Annotated in this window: 18 protein-coding genes; 4 read left to right on the top strand and 14 right to left on the bottom strand. The window is 61.4% G+C overall.

Features of this window, described 5'->3' with window-relative positions; genetic code table 11:
• Window positions 1-2: 2 nt before the first annotated feature.
• From QWJ46_RS10145 to QWJ46_RS10195, 11 genes are all read right to left on the bottom strand, one after another.
• Window positions 3-1,106: a MotA/TolQ/ExbB proton channel family protein gene (locus tag QWJ46_RS10145; RefSeq protein WP_302751050.1), complete on the bottom strand. Its 1,104-nt coding sequence runs from the start codon at window positions 1,104-1,106 to the stop codon at window positions 3-5.
• A 112-nt stretch (window positions 1,107-1,218) separates the two neighbouring features.
• Window positions 1,219-2,019, bottom strand: coding sequence for an inositol monophosphatase family protein (locus tag QWJ46_RS10150; protein WP_302751051.1), 801 nt, complete (start codon window positions 2,017-2,019; stop codon window positions 1,219-1,221).
• A gap of 198 nt (window positions 2,020-2,217) precedes the next feature.
• Entirely contained in the window at window positions 2,218-3,315 is a 1,098-nt protein-coding gene (locus QWJ46_RS10155) for a chemotaxis response regulator protein-glutamate methylesterase (RefSeq protein WP_302751052.1), read from the bottom strand.
• 8 nt (window positions 3,316-3,323) lie between these two features.
• Entirely contained in the window at window positions 3,324-4,181 is an 858-nt protein-coding gene (locus QWJ46_RS10160) for a protein-glutamate O-methyltransferase CheR (RefSeq protein ID WP_302751053.1), read from the bottom strand.
• A 27-nt stretch (window positions 4,182-4,208) separates the two neighbouring features.
• A complete protein-coding gene (locus tag QWJ46_RS10165) occupies window positions 4,209-4,685 on the bottom strand; it encodes a chemotaxis protein CheW (RefSeq protein WP_184455029.1) in 477 nt (158 codons plus the stop codon).
• Between the two features lie 2 nt (window positions 4,686-4,687).
• A complete protein-coding gene (locus QWJ46_RS10170) occupies window positions 4,688-6,613 on the bottom strand; it encodes a methyl-accepting chemotaxis protein (RefSeq protein WP_302751054.1) in 1,926 nt (641 codons plus the stop codon).
• Window positions 6,614-6,879: 266 nt separating this feature from the next.
• Entirely contained in the window at window positions 6,880-8,583 is a 1,704-nt protein-coding gene (locus QWJ46_RS10175; protein ID WP_302751055.1) for a methyl-accepting chemotaxis protein, read from the bottom strand.
• A 31-nt stretch (window positions 8,584-8,614) separates the two neighbouring features.
• Entirely contained in the window at window positions 8,615-9,124 is a 510-nt protein-coding gene (locus tag QWJ46_RS10180; RefSeq protein WP_302751056.1) for a chemotaxis protein CheW, read from the bottom strand.
• Window positions 9,121-11,172, bottom strand: coding sequence for a chemotaxis protein CheA (locus QWJ46_RS10185; protein WP_302751057.1), 2,052 nt, complete (start codon window positions 11,170-11,172; stop codon window positions 9,121-9,123). Before QWJ46_RS10185 ends, QWJ46_RS10180 begins: the two co-directional genes overlap by 4 nt.
• On the bottom strand, window positions 11,169-11,537 hold the full coding sequence (locus tag QWJ46_RS10190; RefSeq protein WP_064804861.1) for a response regulator: 369 nt from the start codon (window positions 11,535-11,537) through the stop codon (window positions 11,169-11,171). Before QWJ46_RS10190 ends, QWJ46_RS10185 begins: the two co-directional genes overlap by 4 nt.
• On the bottom strand, window positions 11,534-11,863 hold the full coding sequence (locus QWJ46_RS10195) for an STAS domain-containing protein (RefSeq protein WP_302751058.1): 330 nt from the start codon (window positions 11,861-11,863) through the stop codon (window positions 11,534-11,536). The genes QWJ46_RS10190 and QWJ46_RS10195 overlap by 4 nt, the downstream gene beginning before the upstream one ends.
• Before the next feature lie 339 nt (window positions 11,864-12,202).
• On the opposite strand from QWJ46_RS10195, the gene QWJ46_RS10200 reads away from it, so the two are divergent.
• Window positions 12,203-13,945: a chemotaxis protein gene (locus QWJ46_RS10200; RefSeq protein ID WP_302751060.1), complete on the top strand. Its 1,743-nt coding sequence runs from the start codon at window positions 12,203-12,205 to the stop codon at window positions 13,943-13,945.
• Window positions 13,946-14,071: 126 nt separating this feature from the next.
• Here QWJ46_RS10200 and QWJ46_RS10205 read toward each other — a convergent pair whose 3' ends face one another.
• Both QWJ46_RS10205 and QWJ46_RS10210 read right to left on the bottom strand, forming a co-directional pair.
• Window positions 14,072-15,154, bottom strand: coding sequence for a tetratricopeptide repeat protein (locus tag QWJ46_RS10205; protein WP_184455022.1), 1,083 nt, complete (start codon window positions 15,152-15,154; stop codon window positions 14,072-14,074).
• A 10-nt stretch (window positions 15,155-15,164) separates the two neighbouring features.
• Window positions 15,165-15,818 (bottom strand): thiamine phosphate synthase, encoded by a 654-nt coding sequence (locus QWJ46_RS10210; protein WP_302751061.1) that lies wholly within the window; start codon window positions 15,816-15,818, stop codon window positions 15,165-15,167.
• Between the two features lie 108 nt (window positions 15,819-15,926).
• On the opposite strand from QWJ46_RS10210, the gene QWJ46_RS10215 reads away from it, so the two are divergent.
• Together QWJ46_RS10215 and QWJ46_RS10220 are read left to right on the top strand one after the other, a co-directional pair.
• Complete coding sequence (locus tag QWJ46_RS10215) at window positions 15,927-16,691, top strand: sulfite exporter TauE/SafE family protein (protein WP_184455020.1); 765 nt, start codon at window positions 15,927-15,929, stop codon at window positions 16,689-16,691.
• Window positions 16,692-16,758: 67 nt separating this feature from the next.
• Entirely contained in the window at window positions 16,759-17,019 is a 261-nt protein-coding gene (locus QWJ46_RS10220) for a helix-turn-helix transcriptional regulator (RefSeq protein WP_003552646.1), read from the top strand.
• A 188-nt stretch (window positions 17,020-17,207) separates the two neighbouring features.
• Here the strand turns inward: QWJ46_RS10220 and QWJ46_RS10225 are convergent, their stop codons facing one another.
• Window positions 17,208-17,381 (bottom strand): YdcH family protein, encoded by a 174-nt coding sequence (locus tag QWJ46_RS10225; RefSeq protein ID WP_064804872.1) that lies wholly within the window; start codon window positions 17,379-17,381, stop codon window positions 17,208-17,210.
• Between the two features lie 228 nt (window positions 17,382-17,609).
• Here QWJ46_RS10225 and QWJ46_RS10230 point away from each other — a divergent pair, with 228 nt between their 5' ends.
• The gene (locus QWJ46_RS10230) at window positions 17,610-17,813 is read left to right on the top strand and encodes a YdcH family protein (RefSeq protein ID WP_010028538.1); all 204 of its coding nucleotides are present in this window, start codon (window positions 17,610-17,612) and stop codon (window positions 17,811-17,813) included.
• Window positions 17,814-17,824: the final 11 nt, after the last annotated feature.

Here is a 17,824-nt window from a genome sequence, read left to right on the forward strand (position 1 = left end):
GCTTACTTGCCCTCGCTCTTTTCTGCATGACTCGTACGCTCGCGCAGGCGCTCGGTCCGCTCGCCGCCCCGCTCCTGCAGGCCGATGCGCTCGGCCAGCCGGTCGAGCGTGCGGCGCATTGCCTTCGCCTCGTCCTGCTGTGCCTCGATCCAGTCACGCAGCATCTGCTGCTCGTTGCGCATATTCTTGACCAGACCCTGAATACCTTCGGCAAGGCTTGCCATGGCGGCGACAGAGCGCTGGTTGCCGACACCGCCTTCTTCGGAGACCTTGCGCAGATACTCGGAGAGTGCGCGCATGTCGTCCGAGGAAGACCCGGCAACGGCGTCGAGCGCCGGCGCAAGATCGGAGCCGACATCGGTGACCGAGGAGAGCCAGTTTTCCAGCTCCGTATAGAAGCGATTCTGCGCGCGACCGGCCTGTAGGTCGAGGAAGCCGAGAATGAGCGAACCGGAGAGGCCGAGCAGCGACGACGAGAAGGCCTGCCCCATGCCGGAAAGCGGCATGGAAAGTCCCTCCTTCAGCGCCGAGAGCACGTCTCCGGTGCCGTTCGAGCCGGGATCGAGCGACTGGATGACGGCGCTGATCGAGCCGATTGTGCCGATGAGACCCCAAAACGTGCCGAGCAGGCCGAGGAAGACCAGGAGGCCGATCAGGTAGCGCGAAACGTCACGCGATTCGTCGAGGCGGGTGGCGATCGAGTCGAGAATCGAACGCAGCGCGGTCGTCGACAGCGCCACCGAGCTCTTGCGGCTGCCGATCAGCGCCCGCATCGGCGCAAGCAGCCGCGGGTTACGGTTGACCTTATCCGCGCTGCCGGCAGCGCGGAAGGAGTTGAACCAGCGCACTTCGGGGCGAAGCGCCAGCACGTGATTGAAAACAAGGACGATTCCGACTGCGAGAACGCCGAGGATCAGGCCGTTGAGGCCCGGATTGTGCATGAAGGCGGTTTGCGTCTGCCGAAAGAGGATCGCGGCAATGAACCCGACAATGACGAGGAAAAGCAGCATCGTCCAGAGGAAGGGCATGGGGCTCGAGAGCCTGTAGGTATAACCGCCGGCCGTCTTTTCGGTGGAGCCGATCTCCGCCACATTCACATTTTCCATAGGTTCAGCAGCCTCCGAACTCATTGCTGGCGGAGACTAGAGCAACATTGTGCCGAATTGAAGTATGCCGAGGCGAAAACCGTGACTTTACAACAGCCGGTTTTTCATAGGCTCACTTGGCGGGAATCGGCCGCTTGATGACCTCGATCAGCGCCTTGTGGACGTGTTCGTTGCCGGCGACGATCGCGCCGCCCTCCAGAATGGCCGTGCCGCCATCCCAATCGGTGGCGAAGCCGCCGGCCTCGCGGATGAGCAGGATACCGGCTGCCATGTCCCAGGGCGCAAGCTCCGCCTCCCAGAAGCCGTCGAAACGTCCGGCGGCGACGTGGGCGAGATCGAGGGTCGGCGCGCCCAGGCGGCGGATGCCGGCCACTTCGCCCATCACGTGGCGCAGTTCGACCAGGAACTTGCCGTGATTGCGCTTGCCGAGCGCGGGCACGCCGCAGCCGACGACGCAATCCGACAGCACGCGGCGCGCAGCGACGCGCAGGCGCCGGTCATTGAGGAAGGCGCCGCCGCCGCGCTCGGCAGTATAAAGTTCGTCGGTCGCCGGATTGAAGACGACGGCGGCAACGATCTCGCCATTGCGCTCGAGCGCAATCGAAACGGCGAAGGCCGGGATGCCGTGCAGGAAGTTCGTCGTGCCGTCGAGCGGGTCGACGATCCAGCGATGCGCGCCGTCGGTGCCCTTGATCTCCTCGCTTTCCTCGCCGAGGAAGCCATAGGTCGGCCGCGCCTTCAACAGTTCTTCCCTGACGATCTTCTCGGCCTTGCGGTCGGCGGCGGAAACGAAATCGCCCGGTCCCTTCACCGAAACCTGCAGGTTCTGCACTTCGCCGAAATCGCGCCCCAGCGATTTTCCTGCCTTGAGGGCAGCCTGAACCATGACATTGAGAAGAGCTGAACGGGCCATCGGCGCATTTCCTTGGGACTGATACGGGACGCGCGCTGCCAGGGGCGGGAAATGTCCCTGAACATGCATGACAGGCAGCGCTGCAAAGATTGGCGGCCTCAAGACCACAAAATCGCGGAAATTTCAAGGGGAGGCACGGAGGGCTGCTCACAGGCCTGAAAAGCGTCGGCCTTATTTGCCATTGGAACTGGACCGGACTCAGAACTTCTGCTGCGTTATTAGGACTTCGCGGGCGATTTGATCGAGCGGCAGAATGCGGTCGACCCCGCCTTTGGCAATCGCCTCCTTCGGCATGCCGAAGACAACCGAACTCGCCTCGTCCTGGGCCACGGTATAGGCGCCGGCTTCATGCATCTCCAGCATGCCGCGCGCACCGTCGTCGCCCATACCCGTCATGATGATCCCCATGGCGTTCGAGCCGGCCGAGCGCGCCGCCGAACGGAAGAGCACGTCGACGGAAGGCCGGTGGCGGGAGACCAGCGGCCCGGTCTTCACACTCACATGATAGCGCGCGCCCTGGCGTTCGAGCAGCATGTGCCTGTCGCCGGGCGCGATCAGCACATGGCCGCGCAGCACCGGATCGCCGTCGGCGGCCTCCTTGACCTCGACCTCGCAGAGCCCGTTCAGGCGCTTGGCAAAGGCGGCGGTGAATTTCTCCGGCATATGCTGGACGATCACCATGCCGGGCGCATTGGCCGGCAGCTCCTCCAGGAATTCGCGCAACGCTTCGGTTCCGCCGGTGGAGGCGCCGACGCATACGACCATCTCCGTCGTCTTCGCCATGGCGCGGCCCGTTGGCGGCGGCAGCATGGCATCGGCCGTCAGCTTCCTGGCCGGTCCCTCGGCGGAAGCGGAATGAATGGTTCCGGCGGCACGGCGCGCAATTGAAAGTCGCGCGTGCGAGGCGCTCTTGACGACTTCGCGAATGCGCATCGCATCATCGGCAAGACCGTCGGCGGCGCCGATCTTCGATTTCAGAATGACGTCGACGGCGCCCGCCTCCAGCGCCTGGATCAGCGTTTCCGAGCCCGCTTCCGTCAGCGACGAACACATCACGACCGGGATCGGCCGCTGCGACATCAGTTTGCGCAGGAAGGTGATGCCGTCCATACGCGGCATCTCCACGTCGAGCGTGATGACGTCGGGAATCTCCTCCTGCAGCCTCCGCGCCGCCACGAAAGGATCGGACGCCACTGCCATGATCTCGATATCAGGATCCTGCTCCAGCACATGAGCCAGCGTCTGCCGGACGCTGGCGGAATCGTCGATGATGAGAACCCGGATTTTCTTGCGCATGAATGCCTCTAGATACGCTGAAACACCGTATTCGAGACCTGCTTCAGCGGCAGGTCGAAGCCGGTGATCGATTCGGAATGACCGATGAACAGATAGCCGCCCTTCGCCAGGCAATCGCAGAGGCGGCTGAGCACGCCCGCCTGGGTCTGCTTGTCGAAGTAGATCAGCACGTTGCGGCAGAAGATGACGTTCATTAAGTCGCCAACCGGATATTTGTCGTCCATCAGGTTCATCCGTGCAAACCCAACTCTGCTGCGCAGCTTCGGGCTTATGCGCACCTCCTTGCGGCCCGACTGCTTGGCGACCAGCACATATTTGCGCTGCAGGTCGCGCGGCACGGGCGCAATCAGGTCTTCCGGATAGATGCCGCGGCGCGCCGTCTGCAGCACGTCGGTGGAAAGATCGGTGGCAAGCACGCTATAGGAAACGTCGTTGCGGCCTTCCGCGAATTCCGCCAGCACCATCGCCATCGTATAGGGTTCGGCCCCCGTCGAGCAGGCCGAGCTCCAGGTGCGGATGGTGCGCACGCCGCTATTGGTGATCGCCGGCAGCGCCACGGTCTGCATGTAATCGAAATGCTTGGCTTCCCGGAAGAAATCAGTCTTGTTCGTCGTCACCACGTCGATCAGGTAAACGGTTTCCTGGGCAAGCCCGTCGTGATCGAACAGGAAGTCGCAATAATCGTCGAAGGTCGCATGATTGGTCGCCCGAAGGCGGCGTCGCAGCCGCCCTTCGAGCATCGTCAGCTTGGTCGGCGGCATCTTGATGCCGCTATAATCGTAGATGAACCGGGCAAGCTTGTCGAAATTGCGCTTGCTGATCCGGTCGCCCGGCAATTGGGTTTCCGCCATTGCTGCCACACTCATGGAACGCAGTACTCCGTTAATGCAGGGTCAGGCCGCCGATTGCAGAGCCGAGGCGTCCTCGCGCGACAAAAGCCGCGCGAGATCGATAATGACGACGAAGCCGTTTTCCCGGCGAACGACACCTGCAATATAGTCCGAGCGCCAGCGCACGCCGATATCGGGCGCCGCCTCGATCTGGTCACGCCGGAACGGCGTGACCTCGAAGACGCGATCGGCGACGAGGCCGAGAGTGAGCAGCCGGTTTTCCATCGGCACGTCGAGGACGAGCACCCGCGTATGCGGCGTCGGCACGGTCTTCGTCATGCCGAGCTTCAATCGAAGATCGATCGTCGGCACGCCCTGCCCGCGCACGTCGCGCAGTCCGAGCAGATAGTCTGGACCATTCGGAATCTTGAACGCTTCCGCATAGTCGAGGATTTCCCGCACGACCTCGACCGGCACGGCGAAAATTTCGTCGCCGAGGCTGAAGGTCACGAATTGCGCTTCCAGAGATGTCGCAGCCATGATCAGGCGCTTTCCTTGAATTCGGCGTCCCCCTCATCGGGACCGCCCATGGAGAGATCGAGAGCGAAGCCCTTCACGCGCGCCTGCTGAGCGGCGACGCTGCCGCCGGCCGGCTTCTTGGCGGTCTGCTTTCGGGCCGCAGCGGGAGTGGGATTGCGAACTGTCATCCTGGTGGCCGGCGCCCGTTCACGATGCCCACCCGCCATATCGACCTTGAAGAAGGCGATCGACGTCTGCAGTTCTTCCGCCTGCGAGGCAAGTTCTTCCGACGTTGCCGACATCTGCTCCGAGGCGCCGGCATTCTGCTGCGTCACCTTGTCGAGCTGCTGGATCGCTTCGTTGATCTGAGATGCGCCGATATCCTGCTCGCGGCAGGCGGCGCTGATCTCGGAAACCAGCTCCGCCGTCTTGCGAATGTCGGGCACCAGGCGGCCGAGCATCTCGCCAGCTTCTTGGGCGGCCGTCACGGTATCGCTCGACATCGAACTGATTTCGGCGGCGGCTGACTGGCTGCGTTCGGCCAGCTTGCGCACCTCCGAGGCGACGACCGCGAAACCCTTGCCGTGTTCACCCGCACGAGCGGCTTCCACCGCCGCGTTGAGGGCAAGCAGATCGGTCTGACGGGCGATTTCCTGCACGATGCTAATCTTCTGGGCGATCGTGCGCATGGCATCGACCGCGCGGGAGACGGCTTCGCCGCTGGCTTCCGCATCCTTGGCGGATTGACGCGCGATCTTCTCCGTCTGGGCGGCATTGTCGGCATTCTGCTTGATGTTGGAGGCCATCTCCTCCATCGAAGCGGAAGCTTCTTCGGCCGAAGCCGCCTGCTCGGTAGCCCCCTGCGAGACCTGCTCGGAACTTGCCGAGAGCTGCTGGCTGCCGGAGGAGACGTTCTCGGCGGCCGAAATCGCGTCGGCAACCACACCGCGCAACCGCTCGACCATCTGCTCCAGGGCAAGGCCCAGTGCATCCTTGTCGGAGAGCGGCTTCGGAGACACGGTGAGATCGCCATTGGCGATCTGGTTGGCAATCCCCGCCGTAGTCCTGAGGTTGGAAATCATGCTCTGCATCGCAATCCCGAGCGTGTCCTTGTCCGAGAGCGGCTTGGCATCGGTGGTCAGATCACCCATAGAGATCTGGTCGGCAAGGGCGGCTGTCGCGCGCAGATTGGCGGTCATGGTGTTGACCGTATCGATGAGATCCTTGATTTCGTCGTTGGTCCTGACGTCGACCTTCTGATTAAGATCGCCGATTGCCACGGCGTTTGCGACGCTCATGATCTTCCTCAGACCATTGTTGATGCCGAGCGTGATCCACAATGCGGCGCCGAGCGCCACGAGCACGGCGATCCCGGATGCCGCGGTGAGGATGAGCTTGGTCGAGTTGTAGAGATCGCTGTTCGATTGATCGGTCGCTTGCATGCCTTTGCGCTGAATCTCGGCAAGGGCGGCAATCGCGTCGCCCATGTCGCCGGTCATCGCCCGGAGATCGCCAAGTGAAAGCGCCAGCGCGCCTGCCTTGTCACCCCTGACATCGACTTGCTGCAGCTCGGCAGACTTCTCGCGGAATTTCCCGCCAACGCTCCGCAACTTCTCCCAATGCGGCTTGCCTTCCGGAGAGGCGATGGCCAAGCCGGCGTCGACAGCGTCGAACATGGCCTGCAGATTCTGATCGGCCTCTTTGTAGAAACCGGCGGCCGTGTCCGGATCGGTGGAAAGCAGCGCGTTCTTTTGAGCCCGAATGGCGTTAACTTCGGCGATGTTGGCGTTCAGCGCCAGTTCCAGCCGGCGCATCGGGCCGTCGATCATGTTGCCGCTCGCCTCGTTCAATGTGCCGAGGCTGAAGCTTCCGTAAACTGCAATGCCGATCAACAGCAGCGTCATGATCCCGAAAGCGAGACCCAATTTCAGTTTGATAGTGAAACGCATGTGATACCCCATTTTATGCGCCAAAACGATTGGATAGAGAGACGTTCCGATCCGGGAACGCCGAACTTCAGAGTGACGTGTCTGAAAGAGGGAAAGCGACTGCATTCACTTCCCGGCAGCCGGACATCTATCGTCGCAGCGCCAACGCCTACACGCGTTGGGGATATTTTCACCTCGGGCCAACGGAGCGGCCCGAGATATCCGATGAGGGCGGAGGCGCTCAGCTGCCTCGCCGGGGGAACGCTATGCACGTCCCCAGGAAGCGCCTAGGCGCTTTCCCGAAAATCGTCGTCGCTGGCGTCCGGACCGCCCATCGACATATCGAGCGCAAAGCCCTTGAGACGCTGCTGCTGAGCCGAAACCGTCTGACCGCGGCCCTGGCTTTGGACCTGCGGCGCAGGCTTGCGGGCCGGGGCCTTGGCCACCTTGGCTGGGCCTTTCGACGGCGTCTTCTGGGCGCCGGGCCGCGTGCTGCCGGTCGTATCGACCTTGAAGAAGGCGATCGACGTCTGCAGTTCTTCCGCCTGCGAGGCAAGTTCTTCCGACGTTGCCGACATCTGCTCCGAGGCGCCGGCATTCTGCTGCGTCACCTTGTCGAGCTGCTGGATCGCCTCATTGATCTGAGATGCGCCGATATCCTGCTCGCGGCAGGCGGCACTGATCTCAGAAACGAGTTCCGCTGTCTTGCGGATGTCGGGCACCAGGCGGCCGAGCATCTCGCCGGCATCGGCGGCGGCCTTGACGGTATCGCTCGACATCGAGCTGATTTCGGCAGCTGCCGACTGGCTGCGTTCGGCCAGCTTGCGCACCTCCGAGGCGACGACCGCGAAACCCTTGCCGTGTTCGCCGGCGCGTGCTGCTTCCACCGCCGCGTTGAGGGCAAGCAGATCGGTCTGACGGGCGATTTCCTGCACGATGCTAATCTTCTCGGCGATCGTGCGCATGGCATCGACAGCACGGGTTACCGCTTCGCCGCTGGCTTCCGCATCCTTAGCGGATTGACGGGCGATCTTCTCCGTCTGGGCGGCGTTGTCGGCATTCTGCTTGATGTTGGCGGCCATCTCCTCCATTGAGGCGGACGCCTCTTCGGCAGAAGCTGCCTGCTCGCTCGCGCCCTGCGACACCTGTTCGGAACTTGCCGAAAGCTGCTGGCTGCCGGACGAGACGTTCTCGGCGGCCGAGATCGCGTCGGCGACGACGCCCCGCAGGCGTTCGATCATGACATTGACATTACCCAGAAGCTCGCCGATTTCGTCATGGCTCGTAATATCGGCCATTTTCGTCAGGTCGCCTTCAGACACTTCGCGAACCACGGTGTTGGCGCGGCTGAGGCCCTTGCTGATCGTGCTGGCGATCCAGAAGGCGGTGATCGCGGCGATCAGCAGTGCAACGGCAGCGACGGCGATCATCGTCGTGCGTGTCGTCCCATACTGCGCGTCGGCATCGGCGTCGGCGGCCTTCATGCGCTGCTTTTCAAGCGACAGAATCTCGGCGAGTGTCGAGTCAATCCCGTTGGCGGCAGCCCGCGCCGTCGTGATGGAGATGTTATTTGCACCTTCCGCGTTGCCGCTCTTGACGTAGTCGCGGATCTGGTCGTCGGCTGCGTTGAAGGACTTCGAAAATTCGGCAATACGAGCCCAACGCGCCTTGCCTTCTTCCGTGGCAAGCGTCAGCACTTGATTGAAGGCATCACTGAATTCCTTGCGAGCCGCGTTGCCCTTGTCGATCGCGGCGGCCGCTTCATCGGCGCCACGGGCAGTGAGCAGGTTCTTCTGTTGGCGAATGGCTTCGAGCTGCGCGATGTTGATCTGCTGCGCAAGATCGAGGCGGGCTGCCGGGCCGGCAAGAAGATTGCCAATGGTATCGTTCAGTGATCCAAGGCTGAAAATGCCATAAGCGGCGGTGCCCAATAACATGAGAATAATAAAGGTGAACGCCGTCACCAGTTTCGTCTTGATTGTCAGTCTCATCGTCCCAAACCCCTCTTGGATTTATCTGCCGTCAATTGACGGCCCCCGCCGCGTCATGTCGCGATGAAAAAATCGCCTGCAGATTCGGGAGAATGATGAACTCTCCACCCCTCTTCACCAGGCAGTTGATGTAGTCGGCGCGCCAGCGCATGCCGACGCTCGGTGGCGCCTCGCTCGCGGATTTTGCGAGCGTCGTCACCTCGTTCACCTTGTCGGTTCTGAGGCCGACGAGCGTCGGCTCGCCCTGGAGATCGATCTCGATCACGATGAAACGGCTGTCGATCGTTGCCTCCGCCGCCTCCATCCCGAAGGCGAGACGCAGGTCGGCGAGCGGAATGACCTTGCCGCGGAAGTTGATGACGCTGGCGACGAAGGGCTGACTGCCCGGCACCGCGGTCTCCGGAAGCAGATCCAGGATTTCCTGGACGATGACCGCTTCCAGCGCGAAGGTCTCGCCGTTGAGATCGAAAGTCAGGACCTCGACTTCCTCGGCATAGTTCCAATGATTGTCGAAACGCTCGGCTGTTGCTGTTGCACTCATCCTGCTACCCGCAATTGCGCCTCCTGTTGCTGACCCGCGGCAACCAGGTGCCCGACGTCGAGAATGAGAGCGACGCTGCCGTCGCCGAGAATGGTGGCGCCGGAGAAGGTCGCCACGTCATTGTGCAGTTTCGACATCGACTTGATGACCGTCTGGTGATCGCCGATGATCTGGTCGACGACGAGGCCGACGCGCTCCGTGCCGGTCGAGATGACCACGACCTTCTGGTGCACGTCGGGTTTCGTGCCGGTGCGGAAGAGATCGCGCAGGCGCAGGAACGGCACCAGGCTGTCGCGCAGCGAAATGAAGCTGCGGCCACGTGAGCGCAGATCTTCCTCGAGCGACAATTCGAGGCATTCTTCGACGGCCGAGAGCGGGATGACGTAGCGGCCGGAGCCGACACGCACCAGCAATCCGTCGATGATGGCGAGCGTCAGTGGAATGCGCAGTGACACTTCCGAACCCTGTCCCGGCACGCTTACGATATCGATCGCACCACGCAGCGCTTCGACTGTCTTCTTGACCACGTCCATACCGACGCCGCGACCGGAGAGATTGGTGATCGCCGCAGCCGTCGAAAAGCCGGGGGCGAAGATCAGCTGCAGCAGCTCTGACTCCGAAAGCGGCTGTCCGGGCTGGATCAGGCCGGAGGATTCCGCCTTGGCGCGGACCCGTTCACGATTGATGCCGCGGCCGTCGTCCTTGATCGAGATGATCACTTCGCCGCCGGCCTGGCGGGCAGAGAGCGTCACTGTGCCGGCTTCGGTCTTGCCGGCGGCCAATCGATCGGCTGGCGTTTCAAGGCCATGATCAATCGAGTTGCGTACCAGATGCACCAGCGGATCGGCCAGGCGCTCGATGACCGTCTTGTCGACCTCGGTCGTCTCGCCTTCCGTCACCAGCTCGATCACCTTGCCCGTCTCGCGGGCAAGGTCGTGGACAAGACGGCGAAAGCGGGAGAAGAGGGTTGCGACCGGCACCATCCGCAGCACCATCATCGTGTCGCGCAATTCGCCGGACAGACGTTCGATTTCTTCCGAGACGGAACGCAGCGCGATATCGGTGCTGGCGCTCGCGAGCTGGCTGAGGCGCGATTGCGCGATGACGAGCTCCCCGACGCGGTCCATCAGTTCGTCCAAGCGCTCTGCCGGGACGCGCACGTTTTCGGCAGCCTTCGCCTGGCTGGCTGCTGGCGCCTCACGCTTGACGGGGACCGCTTCGACGGGGCGAAATTCCTGCACGGCGACCGCCGGGACAGGCGGTGACGATACTGAGACGGCAGCGGCAGGCACCGGCTTTGCTTCGACCGGAGCAGCGATTGCCGCTGCCGCGCCGTCGATCTCCTCGACGCTGAGTTCCATGTCGTCGAGCACGAAGATGAAGACGTCGTCGATCGCCGAACGGTCCTGCTCGCTCATCAGCGTCACATCCCAGGAAATATAGAGTTCCGTCGGCGTGAGCTCGTCGAGAGGCGGAATGGCCGAGGTGTCGGCGCGCACGGTGCATTCGCCGAGATCGCGCAGTTCGTCCAGCAGACCGAGCGGATTGGTGCCGTTGGCCATCGAATTGGCCGGCAGGCTGAAGCGGATGCGCCAGCTATTCTTCGTCTTCTCCGCCGACGCCTCTTGCACGGGCGCTGCGACGCCGGCTGTCGCTGTGGCGAGCGCCGCAGCCTTGGCGCCGACCGCGGCCTGCAGCTGTGCCAGAAGCTTGTGCCCGGTGTCGCCGTGATCGGCGTCGGGTTGGTCAACGAGGGCACGCATATGGTCCTGGGCGGCGAGAACGGCAGCGACGAGTTCGCTGGTCACCGCGACCTCGCCCTTTCGGACGCGGTCGAAGGCCGTTTCGCAATGATGGGTGAAGGCGGCGAGCGCCTCGAAACCGAACATCGCGCCCGATCCCTTGAGCGTGTGAAGCCCGCGGAATACCGCGTCGACGAGATCCTTATTGTCGAGTTGGTGAGTGAGGTCGAGAAGACCGGCCTCGATCGCTTCGAGGCATTCGGCAGCCTCCATGCGGAATACGGCGACGGGGTCGAGCGTACTCATCTTCCGAGGACCTTCTTCACGATCTTCACGAGACTTTCCGGGTCGAACGGCTTGGTCAGCCAGCCAGTCGCGCCGGCAGCCTTGGCACGTGCCTTGAGATCGGCGTCGGATTCCGTCGTTAGAAAGATAATCGGAACACCGGCCTGCGCCGGCAGCTTGCGCAATTCCTCGATCATCGTCAGCCCGTCCATGACGGGCATGTTGAGATCAGTCACGATCAGATCGAAGCTGCTGCCCTTGGCTGCCATGAGGCCTTCCGCCCCGTTGACCGCTTCGGTGACGCTGTAGCCGGCATTGGTCAGCGTGACCTTTGTAGTCAGACGGATGCTGGCGGAATCGTCTACCGTCAGGATGTTGGCACTCATAATGTCACCTCTTTATGCAACCAGAACTTTAAGTCTTCTTGATCGAAAGATTCGATGAAACCGGCACGCTCAAGTACCTTCAGCACGGAGCCGCTGGCGGGAGAAGAAAGGTTGAGCGTCTTTCCGGCGACTTTTGCTTGACGACGCGCCGCTTCTATAAGTTGGATGAAACTCAAATCAGCTTCAGCATCAGCAGGAATGCTAAACAGGATGGTATCTTTACTACGAAATGCGCCATTGAGCTTGGTGTGCAATTCAGCCGCGTGCCGAATGTTTAGCAGGGCTGGCAAAGTTATAGATTCACAATATTGACTCTGAGTATCCAATGCAGCCTCCTAGGCCCGAGAAATACTTTCGACCCTAAGAGGACTCTCACGGCAACGTTAATGCAGCGTAAACACAGGTTGTAGAAAACCGACGTGAAGCGCACTCCGCGACTCCTAATTCTTATCGAGAATAAGTTGTATCCTTCTCTCTAAGCTTAGAAATAAATAGAATGAGAACAAAATCTTAAATGATCTCACTTGGCATGCGCCGCACCGAAAGCCTTGTCTCACACCTTTCATTAATCACAACGCAGGCGAGTCTGGCGCGTTTACCGGACATTTCCATTCTGCCCGTAAAAATAGAGTCAAATGGCCTGCGTTTTAAGAAAAGGTATAGATGTGGCACACGCTCTGGTAACATCCAACGCTGCAGCCTACACACCGGGGCGGGAGATCAGTCAGATCCTGGAATCCGCCCGCAGCCAAGTCGAGGAGCGTTTTCTCGAGGGCGGGTCGGTGCTGCTGTCGGTGATGGATGTCCTCAACCGCCTGCTGAAGTCGCTCGAAAGCGTCGCCAATGCACTCGATAACAACGAGGCGAGCGACACCAGCGCCGATCTCCGTGCTACAGTGAAAAGCCTGACTGCATTGCCGGTCACCGAGGAAAACCGCCAGCAGGCGCTCGTCTCGCTGGCGCAAACCGGCAGGGAACTGCGCAAGCACGTCGCCGACATGCAGGAGACGATGCGTTATCTCAGAACCTTTGCCGTGACCGTAAAGATCACCGGCGCCGGCCTTGCCGAATTCGCCGGATTTGCGCAGGAGATTTTGGAACGTATCTATTCGGGCACCGACGAGGTCAATCGCTTCGCCGCTCATCTCGACAGCCTCGAGAAAGAGGTCAAACTCGCCGCCTCCTTCGGGGCCAACGTCTCCAAAGGTTACGCCGATACCGTTCCCGCCGTCGCCCGAGCCCTGCGCGATGATGCCGCCAAGATCGCCGAACATCGCAAAAACCTCGGGGTCATCGCCCGTGAGGTCGGCGCAATCGCACGCGGCGTCCAGAGCAAGGTCAGCTCGACTCTATCGGCCCTGCAGATCGGCGATATCACCCGTCAGCGCATCGAACATGTACAGGCAACCTTTTCGCTGCTTGAAGATTTCCTCGCCGGCGAAGATGGCGCCAAGCTCGATGCCGATGCGCGCCAGCGTCTCCAGAATGTCGTTCACCATCTGACCGCGGCGCAGATGAGCGACATGTGTGTCAATTTCCAGCGGGATTCGGAGAACGTCGTCAAGACGATTGCGAGTTTCGACCACGACATGCGGGAAATCCTCAAACTGCGCGATCAAATGGGCGCGGAAAGCGGCGAAGCCGGCGGCAATTTCATGCGCGCGCTGGAATCCAGCGTTTCCGCCGCCCACGAGATCGTCAAGCAGGTCGACACGGCAAGCCGGCAGGCTGACCAGGTAAGCCATTCGACGATCGGCACGGCCGCCAAGCTTTCCGAAGCCATCGTCAATATCCGCGTCGTCAGGACCGACATCCATTACATGGCCTTGAACACCAATCTGCGCTGCAGCCGGCTTGGCGAGGAAGGCAAATCGATCAACGTCGTCACCGCCGAGCTGCGCATCTTCGCCGGCAAACTCGATGAATCCGCCGACGCCATCGTCAACGGCCTGCCGGCGCTCGAAGCCGCCGCCGGGCGCGTGGCTCCCGCCACGGACGCCGCGGCCGGCGGACTGGGCGAGAGCCTGACCTCGGCCGTCGGCAACATCCGTTCCGCGGCCAACGTCATGGAAAACGAGCTGAAGGTGCTCGCCGAGAACGGCCGCGAGGTCGCCACCAAGATCGGCCTGCTGATCGGCAAGCTCGACTTTCAGCACGAACTCGGCGATGTCCTTGCCCGCTGCGCCGATGTGCTCGAAGACGTAGCCGGCACCGATGTCGCCGATATCTCCGATCTCGCGGAGGCCATCGCACCGCTCGACCGCAAGATCTTCAAGCTCTACACGATGGTCCAGGAGCGCAACATTCATCGCGACATCATCCAGGCAAGCGAGGAGAGCATTCCAGCGCCCGCCGAGACCACCAAAGCCGAAAACGACGAGGATCTTTTCGCCGACGCGCTTTTCTAGAGCATGTCTCGCAAAACTGTGCAGCGGTTGTTTTGCGATAAAGGCATGCAGAAAAACAAAGACCGAAAGCATGATAAGCGAATCTGAAAGATCACGACATGCTTTAGAAAATGAAACGTGCGGCGGCTATCGCCGCCGGAATTTGTTGGCGGCATCGATCGCCGCCTTCTGCTGATCGTCCTCGATCCCGAGATAGAAATCCTCGAGCGCAGGATCGGCAAGCCCGGCACGGCGCGACAACACATACCACTTCGCCGCCTCGATCGGATTCGGCGGCGTGCCGATGGCGTTGATGTAGAGATGGGCGAGCTTGTTCTGCGCAACGACATTGCCGCCATTGGCGGCAAGTTTCAGCCATTCGAAACCCTTGACGTAATCCTTGGGGCCACCGACGCCGTTGACGAGCCAGATGCCGAGATCGAGCTCGGCCGTGTCGAAGCCGGCGCGCGCGGCGCGCGCCATCCACTCGCGGGCGAGTTGCTTCTTTTCCTCCGGCAGGTCCTTCAGCGTCGCATAGATCTGCGCCACGGCATATTGCGAATCGGCAATGCCCTGCTCGGCCGATTTCTCGTAGAACGGCAGCGCGAGCTTCAGCCCCTTTTCGCCGGGATTGTCGGCGACAACAATCTGCGCCCAGTTGAATTCGGCCGAAGGATTGCCGGCCTCGGCCGCCTTGCGCATATAGTCGTCGGCTTTGACCTTGTCGCGCGGCACACCCTGGCCTTCCATCAGCATCAGCGCATATTTGAACATCGCCGCAGGATCGCCGCCCTCGGCCGCCTTGCCGTACCAGAAGGCAGCGCCTTTCACATCCTTCTTGACGCCGAGGCCTTGCGAGAGGATTTCGCCGATTAGCGTCTGCGCCGCCGGATCGCCGAGTTGGGCGCGCGGCAGCGCCTTGTCCATCGCCGTCAGATAATAACCGCGCTGATAGGCGCCGTAGGCCTCGTCGATCGGCCCTTTGTAATCCTTCTCAGGCGGGAGGTCGGGCAGCTTCGCGCCCATGCGATCGAAAACGCCGACACCGTCCGAGGGCTTCACGTCCCCGTTGGTGAGCCGATCGGTGCGAAAGCTTGACGCCGGCGCAGTGTCCGGCTGGCTGATGACACTGTCCGGTGCCTGCGCCACGGCGATATCAGATCCGCCCGCGGTGAGGGCGACCATGCTGGCAAGCAGATATTTCAAAGGGCGGACGAGCAGGATCGGCATGAGCGGGATTTCAATCCTCAAACCGTGGCGCTTTTTCGTCAAGCAGAGCATTGATCTCGGCAACGATGGACGGCGCTCGGCCGGGCTCCCCGAATACCGCCAGCCGCAGCGCCACGAACTCTGCTCCGGTCTCGGCGACGGCAAGAGCCGACGCCGGATCGGTGCCGCCCATGACGATGCAGGGGATTTCGATCATTGAGGCCCACCATTCGCCGAGCGCAAGGTTCTTGGGATGCGCCTCCGGCTTGATATCCCCATCGAGCTTGCCGAAGAAGATATAATCCGGCCTGACTTCGCCGATCTCCAGCGCATTGTGCCGGTCGCTCGCATTGCCGCCGCCGACGATCAGCTTCGGAGCGTGTTTGTCGATCGCCTCCGACAGTGCCTGCGCGCTGCTGGTTATATGCAGGCCATCGGCCTTCGCCCGTCCCGCCACACGGCTATCGCCTGCAATCAGCGCGGCGGCCCCCGCATTCTGGATCACCGGCACAAGCTTTTCGGCATGTTTCTGGAAGGCGCCGTCGTCGAGCCCGTATTGCGGCACGATGACGGAGGCGACATCGCCGCCCTTCAGCGCATCGGCGACGATTCTTGCCTGTTCATCGGCGTCGGCGATATCAGGGACGATGAGCACCAGGCGGCAGCGGTTTTCGGCTTCGGTCATGAGGTCTTTCCGTTTCCTGCGAATTCCCTTCTCGAAAGGACGGATCCGCACTCGTTTTGTGTGAGTAGTTCCGTTAGAGGAGGCTTGCAAGAGGAGGACGTCGAAAGCATGCCGCAGGACTTGTCATTCTACTATGCCGCCGTGCCCGCGGTTCTGCTTGTCGGCCTCGCAAAAGGCGGCATGGGCGACGCTTTGTCGCTGATCGGCCTGCCCTTTCTCGCCCTCGTCGTCTCGCCGCTCGAAGCGGCGGCGATCCTGCTGCCGATCCTGGTCTTCATGGACATGATCTCGCTCGTCATCTGGCGCAGGCATGGCGATTGGGCGACGCTGAAGATCATGCTGCCGGGCGCAATTCTCGGCATAGCCCTCGGCTGGGCAACCTCGGCGCTCGTTCCCGGCAACGTCCTGCGCGTCGTCATCGGCGCGGTGACGATCCTCTTCTGCCTGCGCTATTTCTGGAACAATTTCGGCCCGGGCGCCGGCAAGACGGTCCCGCCGCGTGGACAGCGGCCGGTCGCCGCCGGTCTCTGGGGAACGTTTTCCGGTTATGGCAGCTTCGTTGCCCATGCCGGCGGAGCGCCGTTCCAGATCTATGCCCTACCGCTCAAACTGGAGCCGCGCGAATATACCGGCACCAGCGTGCGCTTCTTCGCAATCCTCAACGCCATCAAGCTCATTCCCTACTTTGCCCTTGGCCAGCTCGACACACAGAACCTTGCGACCTCCGCCACGCTCTTGCCTTTCGCGCCGGTCGCCACTCTTGCCGGCGCCTGGTGCGTGCGGCGCATGAAGCCGCAGATCTTTTATCCCTTCATGTATACGATGGCGCTGATCGCGGCCCTTCTGATCATGCGCGAAGGCCTCGGCTGGTAAGCGCGGCAGCACGCTGCAATGCACAATTTCCTTGCTGCAACGGCCGGTTTGACGTAGCGTTTCTGCCATGTCGAACACGGACCCTTTCTCTGCGATTGCCGACCCGAACCGGCGCTTTCTGCTGGAGGAATTGCGGCGCGCGCCGCGGACGGTCAATGAGCTTGCCGAGGGGCTGCCGATCAGTCGTCCCGCTGTCTCGCAGCACCTGAAGGCACTGCTCGACAGCAATCTTGTCTCCGTGACATCGGAAGGTACGAAACGCATCTATGCGGTCAACAACCGCGGCTTTGACAAGCTCAATCTGTGGCTGGATCAGTTCTGGGCCTGACTCCCATGATGCCCTGACGCACTCATTATCACGCCATTGCTGCAAGCAGACGCAAACGCGCCAGCCGCGACGTCACAAAGCATCGGGCTGGCGCAATTCTGGTGTAATCACCGGTTCTTGCAAATTTTAGGCGGAATGGATGGATTTACCTCGTGCGCAAGATGATCGACCGGCGACCCTTGGGAAGATTAATGGACGGATGACTTGAGACGCTGAATCTCGTCCTTGATGCGCAGCTTGCGGCGCTTGCATTCGGCAATTTCTGTATCGGAGATCGAGGGAGCTGTTCTGAGTGCATGCAACTCCTCCTCAAGAGCGACATGCTTTTTGTGGAGTGATTCAAGATGAGCTTCAACTGTCATTTGACCCTTCCTTCCTCTTACCCTCCCCGACCATCGTCGTCGGGGATCAAGGTGTCAACGGGGCGGACTGTGACATATTTTTGACGGCTTGTCGAAGGCCAAAAGATGAAGAAGAGATGGCAAATTCATGATCAAGACTAACTAGCCGTTACCCGTATTTGGTGATAGGAGCTTGCGGAAATCATCGGCAGATCGGACAAGGTCCGAGGACGATAACGGGGAATGCATATGGCCGATCAGGAACAGGCGGAAATCAGGCTCATGGTGGCGCGTCTGCGCCAGGAGCACGAGGATTTCGACGCTGCGATCAACGCCATGATCGAGACCGGATGCGACGCTCTGCGAATCCAGCGCATGAAGAAGAAGAAGCTCGTTATTAAGGACAAGCTCTCCAAGCTGGAAGACCAGATCGTTCCCGATATCATTGCCTGAAAGGAACGGCC

Origin of the sequence: Rhizobium sp. CBN3, from assembly GCF_030518245.1 — a bacterium.
GTDB lineage: Bacteria > Pseudomonadota > Alphaproteobacteria > Rhizobiales > Rhizobiaceae > Rhizobium > Rhizobium aethiopicum_A.